Source organism: Delftia sp. UME58 (assembly GCF_014170385.1).
In the GTDB taxonomy this organism is placed as follows: domain Bacteria; phylum Pseudomonadota; class Gammaproteobacteria; order Burkholderiales; family Burkholderiaceae_C; genus Comamonas; species Comamonas acidovorans.
On the sequence record NZ_LZZV01000011.1, the window covers coordinates 76432 to 92091 of the forward strand.

General features: G+C 67.2%; 15 protein-coding genes. 9 read left to right on the forward strand and 6 right to left on the reverse strand.

The window, feature by feature from the left end:
* Positions 1-46 precede the first annotated feature (46 nt).
* Positions 47-964, reverse strand: a complete 918-nt coding sequence (locus A9976_RS02295; protein ID WP_183017643.1) for a LysR family transcriptional regulator — start codon at positions 962-964, stop codon at positions 47-49.
* Positions 965-1084: 120 nt separating this feature from the next.
* On the opposite strand from A9976_RS02295, the gene gcl reads away from it, so the two are divergent.
* From gcl to glxR, 3 genes are all read left to right on the forward strand, one after another.
* Complete coding sequence (gene gcl, locus A9976_RS02300) at positions 1085-2875, forward strand: glyoxylate carboligase (RefSeq protein ID WP_016449782.1); 1791 nt, start codon at positions 1085-1087, stop codon at positions 2873-2875.
* A 248-nt stretch (positions 2876-3123) separates the two neighbouring features.
* The gene (hyi, locus tag A9976_RS02305) at positions 3124-3912 is read left to right on the forward strand and encodes a hydroxypyruvate isomerase (RefSeq protein WP_183017644.1); all 789 of its coding nucleotides are present in this window, start codon (positions 3124-3126) and stop codon (positions 3910-3912) included.
* Positions 3913-3972: 60 nt separating this feature from the next.
* Positions 3973-4887, forward strand: a complete 915-nt coding sequence (glxR, locus tag A9976_RS02310) for a 2-hydroxy-3-oxopropionate reductase (RefSeq protein ID WP_183017645.1) — start codon at positions 3973-3975, stop codon at positions 4885-4887.
* A gap of 273 nt (positions 4888-5160) precedes the next feature.
* On the opposite strand, the gene ggt is transcribed toward glxR, so the two are convergent.
* Entirely contained in the window at positions 5161-6981 is a 1821-nt protein-coding gene (gene ggt, locus A9976_RS02315) for a gamma-glutamyltransferase (protein ID WP_183017646.1), read from the reverse strand.
* Between the two features lie 338 nt (positions 6982-7319).
* Here ggt and uraH point away from each other — a divergent pair, with 338 nt between their 5' ends.
* Positions 7320-7670 carry a hydroxyisourate hydrolase gene (gene uraH / locus A9976_RS02320; protein WP_012204044.1) on the forward strand — a complete coding sequence of 117 codons (351 nt, stop codon included), beginning with the start codon at positions 7320-7322 and terminating at the stop codon, positions 7668-7670.
* Positions 7671-7782: 112 nt separating this feature from the next.
* Here uraH and A9976_RS02325 read toward each other — a convergent pair whose 3' ends face one another.
* Complete coding sequence (locus tag A9976_RS02325; protein WP_183017647.1) at positions 7783-8172, reverse strand: DoxX family protein; 390 nt, start codon at positions 8170-8172, stop codon at positions 7783-7785.
* 318 nt (positions 8173-8490) lie between these two features.
* Here A9976_RS02325 and A9976_RS02330 point away from each other — a divergent pair, with 318 nt between their 5' ends.
* Positions 8491-9075 carry a YSC84-related protein gene (locus A9976_RS02330; RefSeq protein WP_183017648.1) on the forward strand — a complete coding sequence of 195 codons (585 nt, stop codon included), beginning with the start codon at positions 8491-8493 and terminating at the stop codon, positions 9073-9075.
* 65 nt (positions 9076-9140) lie between these two features.
* Here A9976_RS02330 and A9976_RS02335 read toward each other — a convergent pair whose 3' ends face one another.
* Positions 9141-9470, reverse strand: coding sequence for an Arc family DNA-binding protein (locus A9976_RS02335; RefSeq protein WP_183017649.1), 330 nt, complete (start codon positions 9468-9470; stop codon positions 9141-9143).
* Between the two features lie 164 nt (positions 9471-9634).
* Here A9976_RS02335 and A9976_RS02340 point away from each other — a divergent pair, with 164 nt between their 5' ends.
* Entirely contained in the window at positions 9635-9820 is a 186-nt protein-coding gene (locus tag A9976_RS02340; protein ID WP_259649083.1) for a hypothetical protein, read from the forward strand.
* A 43-nt stretch (positions 9821-9863) separates the two neighbouring features.
* On the opposite strand, the gene A9976_RS02345 is transcribed toward A9976_RS02340, so the two are convergent.
* Positions 9864-10352, reverse strand: coding sequence for a hypothetical protein (locus A9976_RS02345; RefSeq protein ID WP_183017650.1), 489 nt, complete (start codon positions 10350-10352; stop codon positions 9864-9866).
* Positions 10353-10482: 130 nt separating this feature from the next.
* Here A9976_RS02345 and xdhC point away from each other — a divergent pair, with 130 nt between their 5' ends.
* Both xdhC and A9976_RS02355 read left to right on the forward strand, forming a co-directional pair.
* Entirely contained in the window at positions 10483-11358 is an 876-nt protein-coding gene (gene xdhC, locus A9976_RS02350; RefSeq protein WP_183017651.1) for a xanthine dehydrogenase accessory protein XdhC, read from the forward strand.
* Between the two features lie 186 nt (positions 11359-11544).
* Positions 11545-12876, forward strand: a complete 1332-nt coding sequence (locus A9976_RS02355; protein WP_183017652.1) for a urate hydroxylase PuuD — start codon at positions 11545-11547, stop codon at positions 12874-12876.
* An 84-nt stretch (positions 12877-12960) separates the two neighbouring features.
* On the opposite strand, the gene A9976_RS02360 is transcribed toward A9976_RS02355, so the two are convergent.
* A complete protein-coding gene (locus A9976_RS02360; protein ID WP_183017653.1) occupies positions 12961-14844 on the reverse strand; it encodes a phosphodiesterase in 1884 nt (627 codons plus the stop codon).
* Positions 14845-14984: 140 nt separating this feature from the next.
* Here A9976_RS02360 and A9976_RS02365 point away from each other — a divergent pair, with 140 nt between their 5' ends.
* Positions 14985-15620 carry a Crp/Fnr family transcriptional regulator gene (locus A9976_RS02365; RefSeq protein WP_183017654.1) on the forward strand — a complete coding sequence of 212 codons (636 nt, stop codon included), beginning with the start codon at positions 14985-14987 and terminating at the stop codon, positions 15618-15620.
* Positions 15621-15660 lie beyond the last annotated feature (40 nt).

Genomic DNA, 15660 nt, shown 5'->3' on the forward strand with positions numbered 1-15660 from the left:
CTTCTCAATGTACATACATTGCATTGCCAATGCGCAGCGCCTGACCTCACGCCCCGCGCGGCAGCGTCTCCCACCATTCGGCATCGAACCGCCCCTGCAGGAAGGCGATGAAGGACTGCACCTTCTGCGGCACCAGGCGCGGCGAGGGGTAGACGGCGTGGATTTCCTGCTCGGGCAGGCGGCAGGTCTTGAGCACTTCGACCACGCGGCCGGCTTCCAGGGAGTCGTGGGCCACGTAGCGGGGCAGGGCGGCGATGCCCATGTGCGAGCGCGAGGCCGCCAGCAGGGCCGAGAGGTTGTTGGAGCGAAGGCGGCCGGTGACGGGCACGGAAACGGGCTCGCCGCTGGCGTTGCGCAGGCGCCAGAGGTCGTTGCCCTGAACGCTGCTGTAGATCAGCGTCGCGTGCTCCTTGAGGTCGGAGGGGCGGCGCGGCGTGCCGCGCTTGCGCAGGTAGGTGGGCGAGGCCACCAGCACCCAGGGGTTCACGCCCAGGGTGCGTGCGCCCAGGCTGGAGTCGGCCAGCTTGCCCAGGCGCAGGGCCACGTCGATGCCGTTGGCCACCAGGTCGGTGTAGCGGTCCTCGAAGCTCAGGTCGACCTGCACCTGGGGGTTGTGCGTCATGAACTCCAGCGCCAGCGGGATCAGCACGCGCCGACCGAAGGCCACCGAGCTGCCGATGCGCAGCTGGCCCTGCACCTGTGTCTGTCGCACCTGGACCACCTTGTCCGCCTCGGCCACGTCGTTGACGATGGCCTTGCATTTCTCGTAGTACAGCGCGCCCGCTTCGGTCAGGCTCACGCCGCGCGTGTTGCGGTTGAGCAGGCGCACCTTCAGGCGCGTCTCCATGGCTGCGACCTGCTTGGTGACCGTGGGCTGGGTGGTGGCGAACTCGTGCGCGACCTTGGTGAAGCTGCCGGTCTCCACCACGCGCACGAACATGTGCATGGCATCGAGTCTGTCCATGGCGTCGTCTCCTTTTCATTGGTAGTTATTCCTGTACGGAATAAATTTTATGGTCTGCGCAGGCGTTCCGCCAACCGGCCTGTCTGCCTAGAGTTGACTCCAATTTGAAGGAGACCTCCCATGGCAAAAATGAAAGCAATCGAAGCCGCAGTCCGCGTGCTGGAAAAAGAAGGCGTGACCGTCGCATTCGGCGTTCCCGGTGCCGCCATCAACCCGCTGTACGCAGCGCTCAAGGACCATGGCGGCATCGGCCACATCCTGGCGCGCCACGTCGAAGGCGCAAGCCACATGGCCGAGGGCTACACCCGCGCCGTGGCCGGCAACATCGGCGTGTGCATCGGCACCAGCGGCCCGGCCGGCACGGACATGATCACGGGCCTGTACTCGGCCAGCGCGGATTCGATTCCGATCCTGTGCATCACGGGCCAGGCGCCGCGCTCGCGTCTGCACAAGGAAGATTTCCAGGCCGTGGACATTGCCTCCATCGCCAAGACCGTGACCAAGTGGGCCACCACGGTGCTGGAGCCGGCCCAGGTGCCGCGCGCCTTCCAGCAGGCCTTCCACCTGATGCGCTCGGGCCGCCCCGGCCCCGTGCTGATCGACCTGCCCATCGACGTGCAGCTGGCCGAGATCGAGTTCGACATCGATACCTACGAGCCCCTGCCTGTCTACAAGCCGGCTGCCACGCGCAAGCAAGTGGAAAAAGCCATCGCCATGCTCAACGAGTCCGAGCGTCCGCTGCTGGTCTCGGGCGGCGGCGTGATCAATGCCGATGCGTCTGAGCTGCTGGTGGAGTTCGCCGAGCTGCTGGACGTGCCCGTGATTCCCACCCTGATGGGCTGGGGCACCATCCCCGACGACCACCGCCTGATGGCCGGCATGTGCGGCCTGCAGACCAGCCACCGCTACGGCAATGCCACCATGCTGGCCTCGGACTTCGTGCTGGGCATCGGCAACCGCTGGGCCAACCGCCACACGGGCTCGGTCGAGGTCTACACCAAGGGCCGCAAGTTCGTGCACGTGGACATCGAGCCCACGCAGATCGGCCGCGTGTTCGCGCCCGACTACGGCATCGTCTCGGATGCCGGCGCGGCGCTGCAGCTTTTCGTGGAGGTGGCGCGCGAGTGGAAGGCGGCCGGCCGCCTGAAGGACCGCAGCGGCTGGGTGGCCGAATGCCAGGCCCGCAAGAACAATGTGGAGTACCTGCGCAAGACCAATTTCGACAACGTGCCCATGAAGCCGCAGCGTGTCTACCAGTGCATGAACCGCAGCCTGGACAAGGACACCTGCTATGTCTCCACCATCGGCCTGTCGCAGATTGCCGGCGCGCAGTTCCTGCATGTCTACAAGCCGCGCAACTGGATCAACTGCGGCCAGGCCGGCCCGCTGGGCTGGACCGTGCCGGCCGCCCTGGGCGTGCGCGTGGCCGACCCGGCCCGCAAGATCGTGGCGCTGTCGGGCGACTATGACTTCCAGTTCATGATCGAGGAACTGGCCGTGGGTGCGCAGTTCAAGCTGCCCTACATCCATGTGCTGGTCAACAACAGCTACCTGGGCCTGATCCGCCAGGCGCAGCGCGCCTTCTCCATCGACTACTGCGTGCAGCTGGCCTTCGACAACATCAATGTCGATGACAAGGAGGAGTCCAAGGGCTACGGCGTGGACCACGTCAAGGTGGTCGAGGGCCTGGGCTGCAAGGCCATCCGCGTGCACCGCCCCGAGGACTTCGCGCCCGCCATGCAGCAGGCCGAGGCCTGGATGGCCGAGCACCGCACGCCGGTGGTCGTCGAGGTCATCCTGGAGCGCGTGACCAACATCTCCATGGGTGCCGAGATCGACAACGTGATCGAGTTCGAGGACCTGGCCGCAGCGCCTGCCGACGTGCCCAGCGCCCTGGCACTGCTGGATTGAAGCAAGGCACCCCCTGAGCGGCTGCGCGGCTGCGCCGCTTCCCCCTCTCTTCGGAGGGGGACGATGCCATCGCTGCGGGGCGGCCCTTGCCTGGCATCCCTGGCTGGCGCTGCGCCAATGCCTGCATTGCGGGCGGTGCAAGCACTCGGGGGGCCGATTTCCATTGCCCCTTGGGCATTTTTACCGGCGGGGCGCCTTGCGTGCCCTGCCGCTCCCAACCCACCAAACGACTACCGGAGACTTCTGACATGCCCCGTTTCGCTGCCAACCTCAGCATGCTGTTCACCGAGGTGCCCTTCCTCGACCGCTTCGAGCGCGCGGCGCGCGCCGGCTTCGAGGCCGTGGAATTCCTGTTTCCCTACGCCCATTCGGTCGAAGAGATCAAGGAGCGCGTCGATGCCCACGGCCTGCAGATCGTTCTGCACAACCTGCCGGCCGGCGACTGGGAGGCGGGCGAGCGCGGCATTGCCTGCCACCCCGACCGCGTGGACGAGTTCCGCGCCGGCGTGGCCAAGGCCGTGACCTATGGCCATGCGCTGGGCGTGCCCCAGCTCAACTGCCTGGCCGGCAAGGCGCCTGCCGGTGCCGATGCCGCGCTGCTGCGCCGCACCTTCGTGGACAACCTGCGCTTTGCCGCCTCGGCACTGAGCGCGGCCAATCTGCGCCTGCTGATCGAGCCCATCAACCCCTTCGACATTCCCGGCTTCTACCTGAACCGCACGGACCAGGCCCTGTCCATCCTCGACGAGGTGGGCGCGCCCAATGCCTTCGTGCAGTACGACATCTACCACGCGCAGCGCACCGAGGGCGAACTGGCGGCCACGCTGCAAAAGCACCTGGCCCGCATCGGCCACGTGCAGCTGGCCGACAACCCGGGCCGCAACGAGCCGGGCACGGGCGAGATCAACTACCCCTTCCTGTTCGCGCACCTGGACCGCATCGGCTACCAGGGCTGGGTGGGCTGCGAGTACAAGCCCGCGCGCGATACCGAATCGGGCCTGGGCTGGATCGAGGCCCACGCCGCCGTGGCGGCCTGAACGCACGCGGAACCTTTCCAGATTTCCCGCAATTCCCAAAAACGACAAGGAGTACACAGCATGAATGCATCCTCTCTCAAGCTCGGTTTCATCGGTCTCGGCATCATGGGCGCGCCCATGGCGGGCCACCTGCTCACGGCCGGCCACCAGCTCTTCGTGAACACCCTGGGCAAGATCCCCGCGCAGATCGCCGAGAGCAGCGCCACCCAGTGCACCACGGCGCGCGGCGTGGCCGAGCGGGCCGACATCATCTTCCTGATGCTGCCCGACACGCCCGATGTCGAGAAGGTGCTGTTCGGCGAGGACGGCGTGGCCGCCGGCCTCAAGGGCAGCAGCGGCAAGGTGGTGGTGGACATGAGCTCCATCTCTCCCGTGGCCACCAAGGACTTCGCGCGCCGCATCGAGGCCATCGGCGCCCAGTACCTGGATGCGCCGGTCTCCGGCGGCGAGGTGGGCGCCAAGAACGCCACGCTGTCCATCATGGTCGGCGGCCCCGAGGACGTGTTCGCGCGCGTCAAGCCGCTGTTCGAGCGCATGGGCAAGAACATCACCCTGGTGGGCGGCAACGGCGACGGCCAGACCGCCAAGGTGGCCAACCAGATCATCGTGGCGCTGAACATCGAGGCCGTGGCCGAGGCCCTGCTGTTCGCGTCGCGCGCCGGCGCCGATCCGGCCCGCGTGCGCGAGGCGCTGCTGGGCGGCTTTGCCTCGTCCAAGATCCTGGAAGTGCATGCCGAGCGCATGATCAAGCGCACGTTCGATCCGGGCTTCCGCATCTCGCTGCACCAGAAGGACCTGAACCTGGCCCTGAGCAGCGCGCGCCAGCTCGGCGTGTCCCTGCCCAACACGGCCCAGGCCCAGGAGCTGTTCAACAGCTGTGTGGCCCACGGCGGCGCGGGCTGGGACCACTCGGGCATGGTGCGTGCGCTGGAGATCCAGGCCAACTTCGAAGTGGGCCAGAAGGTCCAGGACTGATGGCCGGTCTTTGAGACAACGATTGGTGGGAGGGCGGCCTTGCGCCGCCCTGTTGTGAAAAGCCGCGCTCGGCAACGGGCGCGGCTTTTTCTTGCAATGAAACGCATGCGCTGCATGCTTAAAGACCTGCGCAAGGCGAACACTTTGTAAAGCCGCCACGGCCCAACTCAGGGACACCGAGGAAGGGCCTAAGCCGGCCGCGCCGCCCCGCACCGAGGGTGTCGTCCCCCTCCGCGAAGCGAGAAGGGGGAAGGCGCGCAGCGCCTCAGGGGGTCAATATCCCAGTGTCTGCCCGTCGGGGTTGCGCGGGTCGGAGGCGCCGTAGAGCATGCCGTCGCGCAGCTCGATGGTCTGCGTGCGGCCCATCGACGCCTTCACGGCAACGTTGTGGCCGCGCGACTTGAGCAGGGCCACGGTGTCGGGGCTGATGCCCTTTTCAACGCGCAGCTCATCGGGCGTCCACTGGTGGTGGAAGCGCGGCGTGGCAGCTGCCTCGGCCGGGTTCATGCCGAAGTCGATGGTGTTGACCACGGTCTGCAGCACGGTGGTGATGATGCGCGCGCCGCCGGGGCTGCCGGTGACCAGCACGGGCTTGCCATCCTTGAGCACCATGGTGGGTGTCATGGACGACAGCGGGCGTTTGCCTGCGGCCACCGCATTGGCATCGCCGCCGACCAGTCCATACGCGTTGGCCACGCCGGGCTTGGCCGAGAAATCGTCCATCTCGTTGTTGAGCAGGATGCCCGTGCCCTTGGCCACGATGCCGCTGCCGAAGTTGGTGTTCAGCGTATAGGTCACGGCCACGGCGTTGCCCGCCTTGTCCACCACGGAGTAGTGCGTGGTCTGGTCGCTTTCGTAGGGCTGGGGCTTGCCGGGCCTGATGTCCTTGCCGGCGCGCGCCTGGTAGGGATCGATGCCGGCGGCCAGCGCCTCGGCATAGCGCTTGGAGGTCAGGCCCTTGAGCGGCACGGTCACGAAGTCGGGATCACCCAGGTATTCGGCACGGTCGGCATAGGCCAGCTTCATGCTTTCCGCCATGTAGTGGATGCTCTGCGCGCTGTTGACGCCCCACTGGTTCATGGGCCAGCGTTCCATCATGTTGAGGATCTGGATCAGATGGGCGCCGCCTGAGGACGGAGGCGGCATGGTCACGATCTCGTAGCCGCGGTAGGTGCCGCGCAGCGGCGCGCGCTCGGCGACCTTGTAGCTCTTGAGGTCCTGCAGCGAGAGGGCGCCTGCATGCGGCGCCATCTCGGCCGCGATCTTGCGGGCGATGGAGCCTTCGTAGAACACCTTGGAGCCCTGCTGGCCGATCAGGCGCAGCGACTGCGCCAGGTCCTTTTGCACCAGGCGGTCGCCGCGCTTGAGCGGCTCTCCCCCGCGCCAGAAGATGGCCTGGGTGGCGGGCCACTGGCCCATGTTCTTCTTTTCCTGCTCCAGGATCTTGGCCAGGGTCTCGCTGACGGGAAAGCCCTTGTCGGCCAGCTTCGCGGCCGGCGCAATCACCGTGGACAAAGGCAGCGATCCCCATTTCTTCAGCGCATGCTCCATGCCGGCCACGGTGCCGGGCACGCCCACGGCGTAGTGGGTGTAGAGCGACTTGCCGTCGATGACCTTGCCGTCCGCGCCCACGTACATGTCGCGCGTGGCCTTGGAGGGAGCGACCTCGCGGAAGTCCAGCGCAATGTTCTTGCCGCTCTTGGCGTCATGCACCACCATGAAGCCGCCGCCGCCGATGTTGCCTGCGTTGGGCAGGGCCACGGCCAGCGCGAAGCCCATGGCCACGGCGGCATCCACCGCATTGCCGCCGGACTTCAGGATCTGCAGGCCGATGCGCGAGGCCAGCTCCTGCTCGCTGGCCACCATGCCGCTCCTGGCCACGACGGGATGGAACACATCCATGTCGAAGTCATAGGCGGCGCTGGCGGCCTGGGCCGCGTTGCTCTGCGTGATGGGCGCCGCTGCCGGGGCAGGCGCTGCGGCCACGGGTGCTGGCGTCGCCGAAGCCGCAGGCGGCTGCGTGCTGCTGCAGGCGGCCAGGCTGGCAATGGCCAGCGCCAGGCTGGTTGCAAGCAAGGGGGAGCGAAGTTGCATCGGTATCTCCTTGGCAGATGAAACAGTGGAACAGTGGAAAAGAGCGCGCGTCCTGTGCCGCCCTGTGTGCGCCGGCCGCAGGGTCCTGCGGCCAGGGCGGTGGCGGACCACAGTGTAGAAGCATGGCGTCGGCAGCCTTCCCGCGCGCAGGCCCGGGCGCCGAAAGTGCGGGTATCTGCCTAGGCGTCGGCCGTGCAACGCCCTTCAAGGGCGTACAAAAACTGTATACACTTTGCGAATGCAGGGCAGGGCCGCGAGTGCTGTCGCGCGCCGCGCTGCGTGCATCGACCAACCAATGACAACCGGCTGGGCCAGCCCCCGCCGCACAGGAGATTTCCATGGGCCTGAGCACCCACGTCCTCGACACCATGAATGGCTGCCCCGCAGCCGGCATGGCCGTCGCGCTGTATTCCACCGATGGCGACCAGGCCACGCTGATCAAGAGCCTGGTGCTCAACCACGACGGCCGCACCGATGCGCCGCTGTTCGACAACAACAGCCTCAGGACCGGCACCTACCGCCTGACCTTCGACGTGGCGGCCTACTTCAAGGCCCGTGGCGTGCAACTGCCCGAGCCCAACTTCCTCAACAAGGTGAGCCTGGACTTCGGCGTGGCCCATGCCGACCAGCACTACCACGTGCCCTTGCTGGTCAGCCCCTGGAGCTATTCCACGTACCGGGGCTCCTGAGCCCTGCTGCAGGCAGGCTGTCGGGGGATGGCCTGGAGTGAGCCCTGAAACGAAGAACGGCCCGCATCGCGGGCCGTTCCTGTTCTTGCGCCTGTCTCTGCAGGAGGGCGGGCTACTTGCCCTTGGCGTGCCCCATGGCCACGACCAGGGCCGTGATGAAGAAGAAGGCCTGCAGCTCCAGCGCCCAGCCTCCCGAGCTGTGCAGCTGCATCACCTGGCCCGTGTGCACCAGCGCAAAGGCCACGACCATGTTGATCGCAATCACCAGCGCCGCAGGCACCACCCACAGGCCGACCAGCAGCAGCAGCGGCGCCACCACCTCACCCAGATAGACCGCATAGGCCAGCCAGCCCGGTGCGCCCGTGGATTCCACCATGCGCTCGATGCTGCCTATGCCGTAGCGGATCTTGGCCCAGCCATGAAAAAGCAGCAGGACCGCGAGCGTGACGCGCAACAGCACCATGGCTGCCTGGGGATGGTGAAAGTGGCTCCAGAACTTCATGAACTCCCTCGTTGTGGATGGGCCCGGTGGGCCGGGTGTTGCTGTGGGTGCATTCTGGCATCAGCGCGCTTTCGGTGTCGGCTGTGGCGGCACGGCACGGGATTTTCAGACATTTCCTGCGGGCCTGTAGTCCTATGGCGCAACTTGTGACATGTCTCATCACAAGTACCGCAAAGCGGCCTAGCATCATCCCCAGCCTGTCTCAGAAACGGTTTGCGAGCACTGGAAGGGGTGCCCGGGACCGGGAGGCAAGGTGATCAATCCAATGAACCGATGGGGTCTCCCCAAAACGTCCAATCAAGAAAGGCAGGTTTTCCCATGCGTCAGTTTTCTTTGCGTACCGTCGTGATGGCCACGGCACTGGCGGCCGGCAGCATTGCCATGGTCGGCTGCACGACCACCAAGCCGGAAACCCAGTCCGCGCCGCGTGCCGACGCCACCACCGTCAACGCGCGTGCCAACGCCGCGCTGGAGCGGCTGTACCAGACGGCGCCCGGCTCCAAGGAAATGGTGGCCCGCTCCAGGGGCGTGCTGATCTTCCCCTCTGTGATCGGTGGCAGCTTCGTCATCGGTGTCGAGCACGGCCGCGGCGTGCTGCGCGTCGGCGGCCAGAACAAGGGCTACTACAGCACGACCGGCGCCTCGGTGGGCTGGCAGGCCGGTGGCCAGTCCAAGGCTGTGATCTATGTGTTCAACACCCAGGAAGCGCTGGACAAGTTCCTGGCCAGCGACGGCTGGTCCGTGGGCGCCGATGCCACGGTGGCCGCAGGCAAGGTGGGCGCCAATGGCAGCGTGGACACCACGACCGCCCAGGGCCCCGTGACCAGCTATGTGCTGACCAATGCAGGCCTGGAAGCCGGCGTGTCGCTGCAGGGCTCGAAGATCACCAAGGTGGTCGAGTGATCCAGGCCCTGAGGGGCCTTTGAAAGAAACCGGCCTGCGGGCCGGTTTTTCTTGATGCGGTCGTGTCAGGCGGCGCCAGCGACGCCGCCTTCATTGCCGCCTTCCGGTGCCGCGGGCGGGAGCATGGCCTGCTCTATGCGCTCCAGGCGCTTTTCGATGCGCTCCACGGCGTCGGCACTCATCTTGATGTCGTAGATGCTCACGGGCTCCTCGCATTCCAGCGCAGGGTCCGTCGCGGCCGACATGCGGCCGAGCACCGGGGCCTCGAACGTGGTCTGCAGCCGGGCCACGACTTCGGCGTTCATGGAACGGCCGGTGCGCTTGGCTGCCTCCTCGATGAGGTCCTTGAGTTCCTGCGGCAGGCGCAGCTTGTACTGAGGATCGGTCTGTTTCATCGCCGGCAATCATGGACCGGAAAGGTATTGACTGCAATGGACCTGAAAGGTTTTGCTGCTTCAGCACCAGCACGGTCCCGCGCAAGGGGCCATGAAGACGGTCAATCCATCGGGCCGCAGGCACCTGGGATGCTCACCACAGCACCAGGAAGTGCTCGCGGTCGATGCGCTGTGCCACAGGGGAGCGGCCGGGCGTGCTGCCGCAGTTGTCGCAGGAGCGGGGCTATGCCATCGAGGTCATCGACCGCGTGAACGATGATGCTCCGGACGACCTGGTGCTCCATGCCGTGGCCTGCCTGCTCAAAAGCGCCAGGTGCTTTGCCGACGGCCAGCCGCGTGAATCTGCCTGAACCGGCATGAACCGGCCTGAGCCAGCCTTTGGCGGCCTGAGGCTCAGAGCTGGCCTTCGGTCAGCGTGTCGAGCTGGAAGCGGCCGGACTTGTCCCAGAGCCAGGTATCGGTATACGTGATGCGGGCGGCGCCAGCAGGAGCCGGGAAGGGCGCGGCGGCGCGCACCAGGCGCTCGATCTCGCTCACCACTTCGGGTGCATGGCTGGGCGCGCGCATCCAGTGCAGGCGCTGGACCTGGCCGTTGCGGTCGATCTGCACCTGCAGCACGCCGATCGCGTAGAGCATGGGCGGCAGCTGGCCCTTGTAGATGCGCTCGGCATTGCGCGCGTACAGATGGTTGGCTGCCACCTTGCGGTACTGCAGCTGTGCGCTGGAGGTGGCCTCGTCGGGGCGCGCGCCGGGGCCGGGCGGTGACTTGCAGGCCGTGACCAGGGAGGCAATGGCGGCCATCAGTCCCGCCCACAGCCAGGGACGGCCGGAACGTGGCTTTTGCACGGAACTGTGCTGAGAGGAATCGGGGGAATCGGGCATGATTGCGAGCGTATCCTGAAACGCCGCGGCACCGGCAGTCGGAGCGCAAAACTCAAGTGCCGCAGCGGAAAATCCCGCAACAAGTTCCAACGAAGCCCGCAGGCGCCACGACGGGCTGTCAGGTGCGCCCATGTGGAGTGACACGTTCAAGAAAGTCGAGCAGGGCCTTGCGCAGGGGTCGCTGTGCTGGGTCGAGGTGATGGAGTCGCGCGGCTCGGTGCCGCGCGAGCGCGGCGCCTGGATGGCCGTCTTTGCCGACCGCGTGGCCGGCACCATTGGTGGCGGGCACCTGGAGTTCGACGCCATCGACCGCGCCCGCAGCCTGCTGCGCGACGCGGCGCTTCAGGCCGGGCAGGGCGGCCAGGCGGGCCCTGCCCTCGCCGACCACCAGCACCGCTATCCGCTGGGGCCCAGCCTGGGCCAGTGCTGCGGCGGCGTGGTGGTGCTGAGGTTCGTGCTGGTGCCCCAGGGCCGCATGGACATGCTGCGAGAGCGGCTGCAGCCGCCACGCGACTGCGTGGCCCTGTTCGGCGCAGGCCACGTCGGCCATGCGCTGGTGCGCCTGCTGTGCAATCTTCCCTACCGCGTGATGTGGGTGGACAGCCGCGATTCGGTCTTCCCCGAGGAGGAGCACGAGCTCGTGCAGTGTGAGTACTCCGATCCCGTGCAGTCCGCCGTGGCCGATCTGCCCACCGGCTCCCAGGTGCTGATCATGAGCTTCAGCCATGCCGAGGACCTGGAGGTGGTCGCCCAATGCCTGGGCCGCCAGCGCCAGCACGGCGACCTGCCCTATGTGGGGCTGATCGGCAGCGCCACCAAATGGGCCACCTTCCGGCGCAGGCTGCGCGAGCGCGGTTTCAGCGATGCGGAGCTGGACCACGTGACCTGCCCCATCGGCGTGCCCGGCATCAAGGGCAAGGAGCCTGAGGTGATCGCGGTGGCCGTGGCGGCGCAGCTGCTGCAGCGGCGCAGCGCCGCGCCCGCGCAGAATCAGGGAAATCTCTAGTGAATTGATTTCGCGCAAGCCGGTTGGCTGCCGAAAAATTGCATACACTTTGTGTCTACGAAATGGTCGCAGCGGTGCACCGGCGGTATATCTACCGGGTGCGCGGCCTTTTTCTTCTGCTCAGAGCGCCCGCAGTGGTGAGCAGGTTGAACACCGGCGGCCCCCACGCTGCCAAGGTTGAGAGCTATGGAAAGCTACATTCTCGACTGGGCCAACCTGCTGTTGCGGTGGCTCCACGTCATTACGGCCATCGCCTGGGTCGGTTCCTCCTTCTATTTCGTCTTCCTCGACAGCAGCCTGACGCCGCCTGTCGATGACGATCTCAAGAAGCAGGGCGTCAGCGGCGAACTCTGGGCCGTGCACGGCGGTGGGTTCTACCACCCCGTCAAGTTCAATGTCTCGCCGCCCAAGCTGCCCGATCATCTGCACTGGTTCTATTGGGAAAGCTACACCACCTGGCTCAGCGGCTTCGCGCTGCTGACGGTGTCGTATCTGTGGAACGCCAAGATCTACCTCGTCAATCCGGCCGATCCCAACGCCATGGGCTCGGCTGCTGCCATTGCCTCGGCCCTGGCCTTCCTGGTCGTGTTCTGGCTGCTGTACGACGGCATCTGCCGCGTCTTCGGCCAGAAGAAGAACGGCGACGCCACGGTGGGCGCCATGGTGCTGGTGCTGGTGTGCATCGCGGCCTTCCTGGCCTGCCACATCTTCCCGGGCCAGGCCGCCTTCCTGCTGATGGGCGCCATGCTGGCGACCTCGATGAGCGCCAACGTGTTCTTCTGGATCATTCCCGGCCAGCGCACGGTGGTGAAGGCCCTGAAGGAAGGCCAGCCCGTGGACCCCATCCACGGCAAGCGCGGCAAGCAGCGCAGCGTGCACAACACCTACTTCACGCTGCCGGTGCTGTTCGCCATGCTGTCCAACCACTACGGTTGGCTGTACAGCCATGAGCTGAACTGGCTGGTGCTGATCCTGATGATGTTCGCGGGCGCCGCCATCCGCCAGTTCTTCGTGATGCGCCATGGCTTCAAGCTGGGCCGCAACGCCCATCCCTGGCCCTACGCCCTGGTCGGCGTGCTGGTGCTGATCGGCACGGCCGTCTGGCTCAAGCCTGCACCGGCGCCTGCCGCCGCCCCTGTGTCTGCGCCTGCCGCCGCCCCCGCACCGGCTCCCGCCGCCGTGCAGGCCCCCTCTGCTGCTGCCGAACCCGCTGCGACGGCGGCACCCGGCGCCGAAGCCGCTGCACCCGTTGCGGCCGCTCCCGCCGCCGACGGCGCCGTGGGCTACGCCCAGATGGCGCCCTTCTTCCAGCAGCATTGCGTGGTCTGCCACGGTGCCGCCCTGCAGCAAAAGAATGTGCGCCTGGACTCGCCCGAGCAGGTCAAGGCCCACGCCCAGCAGATCTACCAGCAGGTGGTGCAACTGCGCAAGATGCCCTTCGGCAATCCGGGCGCCCTGAACGATGACGAGCGCAGCATGGTCAAGCGCTGGTACGAGTCTGGTGCATCGGTGAATTGATCGCCGGGCCGCGCCCAAACGCTGTCAGCGTCTGGCGGCCAGCCACCAGCCCGCAGCCTCGCAAGAGCCTGCGGGCTTTCTGTTTCAGGCAGGCCAGGTCGCTGCGGCGCCATGCCGGGCGGGGCGCCGCGCTTCATCTTGCGGCGTGTGCAGCGCGATGGCGCCGCGCCCCGGCAGGCTTTGCGCCTTGGCCTGCTGCTTGGCCAGGGCCGCGAGGTTGGCGATGTCCTCGGGTGCCAGCAGGCTGCCCGGCGTGACGCGCACCACGCCGATGGACAGCGTGGTGCAGGCAAAGAATCGCCGGATGCCGTGGCGGTCCTCGGCCCAGATGCCTCCGGCCTCGCGCGCCTGGTCGTCGAACAGCTGGCGCGCCTCGCCTGCGAAGGCGCCGACGATGTCCTCGCAGCGCCGCTGCCAGTCCTCGCTTTGCAGCAGCAGCATGAAGTCGTCCCCGCCCACATGGCCCACGAAGTCGCGCCGCGCATCGCAGTGCGCCACGGCCAGCCGCGCCACCAGGCGGATCATCTGGTCGCCGCGCCAGTAGCCGTAGTGGTCGTTGAAGGGCTTGAAATGGTTGAGATCGGCATAGCAGGCCACGAAGCCCGCGCCGCTGTCCAGCAGTCGCTGCATGTGCAGGCTGATGGGGATGTTGCCGGGCAGGAAGGTCAGCGGGTTGGCGTGGCGCGCGGCCTCGATGCGCGCCTCGGTCACGCGGCGCACCAGCTGCTCGCCCGTGCCCAGGCCCACATAGCGGCCGTTGTCGGTGACGATGAAGCCGTCGCTCAGGTAGCGCTGGTCCTGCGAGGTGAGGATGCCCACGAGCTGGTCCACATCGCAATCGAGTTCGACGATGCGCGGCTGCACGTTGGCAAACGCCAGGCAGGGCTTGCGTCCGTGCACTTCGCGGAAGTACAGCGTGGCGTAGTGGTTCATGAACTGCTGGCGGTTGATGAGGGCCAGCGGCCGGCCGGCCTCCACGACGGCAATGGCATGCAGTTGCTGGCCGGCCTTGAACAGCTCGGCCACCTCGTCGTTGCTGGCGGCCGGGGCCACGCAGGGCGCCTGCATCACCATCAGATTGCGCAGCACGCCCGGGCGGGCGCTGTGTCCCTGGTGGGGCAGCACGGCCACGCGCGGGTCCTGCGCCACGCTGCGCGCCTGCGTGCTGATCTGTGGCTGGGCGGTTTCGGCAGGGCGGCCCAGCAGCCAGCCCTGGCCATACGGAATGCCCAGGTCGCGCAAGGTGCGCAGCTCACCCTCGGTCTCTATGCCTTCGGCGATCAGCATGGTGCCGAAGACCTCGGCAATGCCCTTGATGGCCTGCAGCAACTGCAGCGTGGCCGGGCGCTGCTCGATCTGGTGGATGAAGTATTTGTCGATCTTGACGAAGTCGGGCTTGGCCTCGGACCACAGGCGCAGGCTGGAGCGCCCGTCGCCAAAGTCATCCAGCGCCAGGCGCGCGCCCGTGGCGTGCACGGCCTTCACGGCGGCGCAGACGGCGGGCATGTCGGTCACATGGTCGTGTTCGGTGATCTCCACCACCAGGGACCGGGCCTGCACGCCGAAGCTGCGCACCGTGTCCCCGACCATGCCGGGTCCGCAGACCCCCACGGCCTGCACCAGCGCCTGGGCGCTGAGATTGACGAACAGCCGGCCCGGCGCACTCTGCCGGCCCCAGTCCTGCAGCGCCACGCAGACCGCCAGCAGCTCGAATTCCCGAAGAATGCCCTCGGCCGCCGCCCCCTGTAGCAGGGCATCGGGCGTGTGCAGCGGCGTGCCCTGGGGGCCGCGGATCAGCGCCTCGTGCGCATAGACGCGGGCGCTGCGCAGATCGGCCAGCGGCTGGAAGACGCAGTACAGGCCGCCCGCGCGCATGAGCTGCGCCACGGGGCCTGCGCCGGACCGCACGGCGGCGGACAGCACGGCCGCGGCAGCGGGCAGGCTGGCGAGCATCTGGGGATCGATCATGGGCTCAACTTTTCAGTTGGATACATTGCGTTTCACTGGTGACATGCTTGTGACAAGTATGCCGCCTGTGGACCGGTGGGCTGGCGGTGGATTGACATGGCTCAAAACGCGGCGGGAGCAAAGCCGGCAAAGTTGCATGCATGTTCGCCCTGTCTTCCTTGCAAGCTTTCGCCTTCGCGCCGGGTTCCGCCCAGGTGTTGGCCGCGGGTACCTGGCTCAGGCTGCGTCGTCAGTCGCCGGATACGGTGATGTATCTGGAGCGCGGTCGCGTGCTCCTGGGCATAGGCCAGGGTGGGCAGATGCGCCACCAGCTCGGCGTCGTGGAGGGGCCGGCCTGGCTGGACGCGGCCTTTGTGCTGCGGCGGCGCGGCAGCAGCCTGGACATGCTGGCCGACAGCGATGTCCGCGTGCAGCAACTGCCCCAGACCGACTTCCTGCAGGCCGTCTCGCAGCTGCCTTCGCCCGCCCAGCAACTGCTGCAGGACATGGCCCAGGCCTACTGCGCGCAGACCGAGCTGGCGGTGAGCCGCCTGTCCAAGGACGCCGAGGCGCGCTGCGCCCAGTGGCTGCTGCGCCATGCCATGCCGCACGAGGCTGGCGGCCTGCGCGTGACGCTGCACCTGCGCAAGCGGCTGATCGCCGCCCAGCTCGGCATCGCACCCGAGACCTTCTCGCGCGTGCTGCGCCAGTTGCGTGAGCACGGGCTCATCGCGGGCCGGGGCAATGTCATCGATCTGCCCAAGCCGGCAGCCCTCGAAGTGCTCGCCGTAGGCTGATTCCCACGCCCCTGGCTGGTGCCTGCCTGCAAGCGCCAGG

What these genes read in the sequence shown, in the direction of transcription:
- A9976_RS02330 (WP_183017648.1), top strand. Translation starts at nt 8,491, where the DNA reads ATGCGTCAGTTTTCTTTGCGTACCGTCGTGATGGCCACGGCACTGGCG.
- uraH (WP_012204044.1), top strand. Translation starts at nt 7,320, where the DNA reads ATGGGCCTGAGCACCCACGTCCTCGACACCATGAATGGCTGCCCCGCA.
- xdhC (WP_183017651.1), top strand. Translation starts at nt 10,483, where the DNA reads ATGTGGAGTGACACGTTCAAGAAAGTCGAGCAGGGCCTTGCGCAGGGG.
- A9976_RS02295 (WP_183017643.1), bottom strand. Translation starts at nt 964, where the DNA reads ATGGACAGACTCGATGCCATGCACATGTTCGTGCGCGTGGTGGAGACC.
- A9976_RS02365 (WP_183017654.1), top strand. Translation starts at nt 14,985, where the DNA reads ATGTTCGCCCTGTCTTCCTTGCAAGCTTTCGCCTTCGCGCCGGGTTCC.
- hyi (WP_183017644.1), top strand. Translation starts at nt 3,124, where the DNA reads ATGCCCCGTTTCGCTGCCAACCTCAGCATGCTGTTCACCGAGGTGCCC.
- gcl (WP_016449782.1), top strand. Translation starts at nt 1,085, where the DNA reads ATGGCAAAAATGAAAGCAATCGAAGCCGCAGTCCGCGTGCTGGAAAAA.
- A9976_RS02325 (WP_183017647.1), bottom strand. Translation starts at nt 8,172, where the DNA reads ATGAAGTTCTGGAGCCACTTTCACCATCCCCAGGCAGCCATGGTGCTG.
- A9976_RS02335 (WP_183017649.1), bottom strand. Translation starts at nt 9,470, where the DNA reads ATGAAACAGACCGATCCTCAGTACAAGCTGCGCCTGCCGCAGGAACTC.
- A9976_RS02340 (WP_259649083.1), top strand. Translation starts at nt 9,635, where the DNA reads ATGCGCTGTGCCACAGGGGAGCGGCCGGGCGTGCTGCCGCAGTTGTCG.
- glxR (WP_183017645.1), top strand. Translation starts at nt 3,973, where the DNA reads ATGAATGCATCCTCTCTCAAGCTCGGTTTCATCGGTCTCGGCATCATG.
- A9976_RS02345 (WP_183017650.1), bottom strand. Translation starts at nt 10,352, where the DNA reads ATGCCCGATTCCCCCGATTCCTCTCAGCACAGTTCCGTGCAAAAGCCA.
- ggt (WP_183017646.1), bottom strand. Translation starts at nt 6,981, where the DNA reads ATGCAACTTCGCTCCCCCTTGCTTGCAACCAGCCTGGCGCTGGCCATT.
- A9976_RS02355 (WP_183017652.1), top strand. Translation starts at nt 11,545, where the DNA reads ATGGAAAGCTACATTCTCGACTGGGCCAACCTGCTGTTGCGGTGGCTC.
- A9976_RS02360 (WP_183017653.1), bottom strand. Translation starts at nt 14,844, where the DNA reads ATGATCGATCCCCAGATGCTCGCCAGCCTGCCCGCTGCCGCGGCCGTG.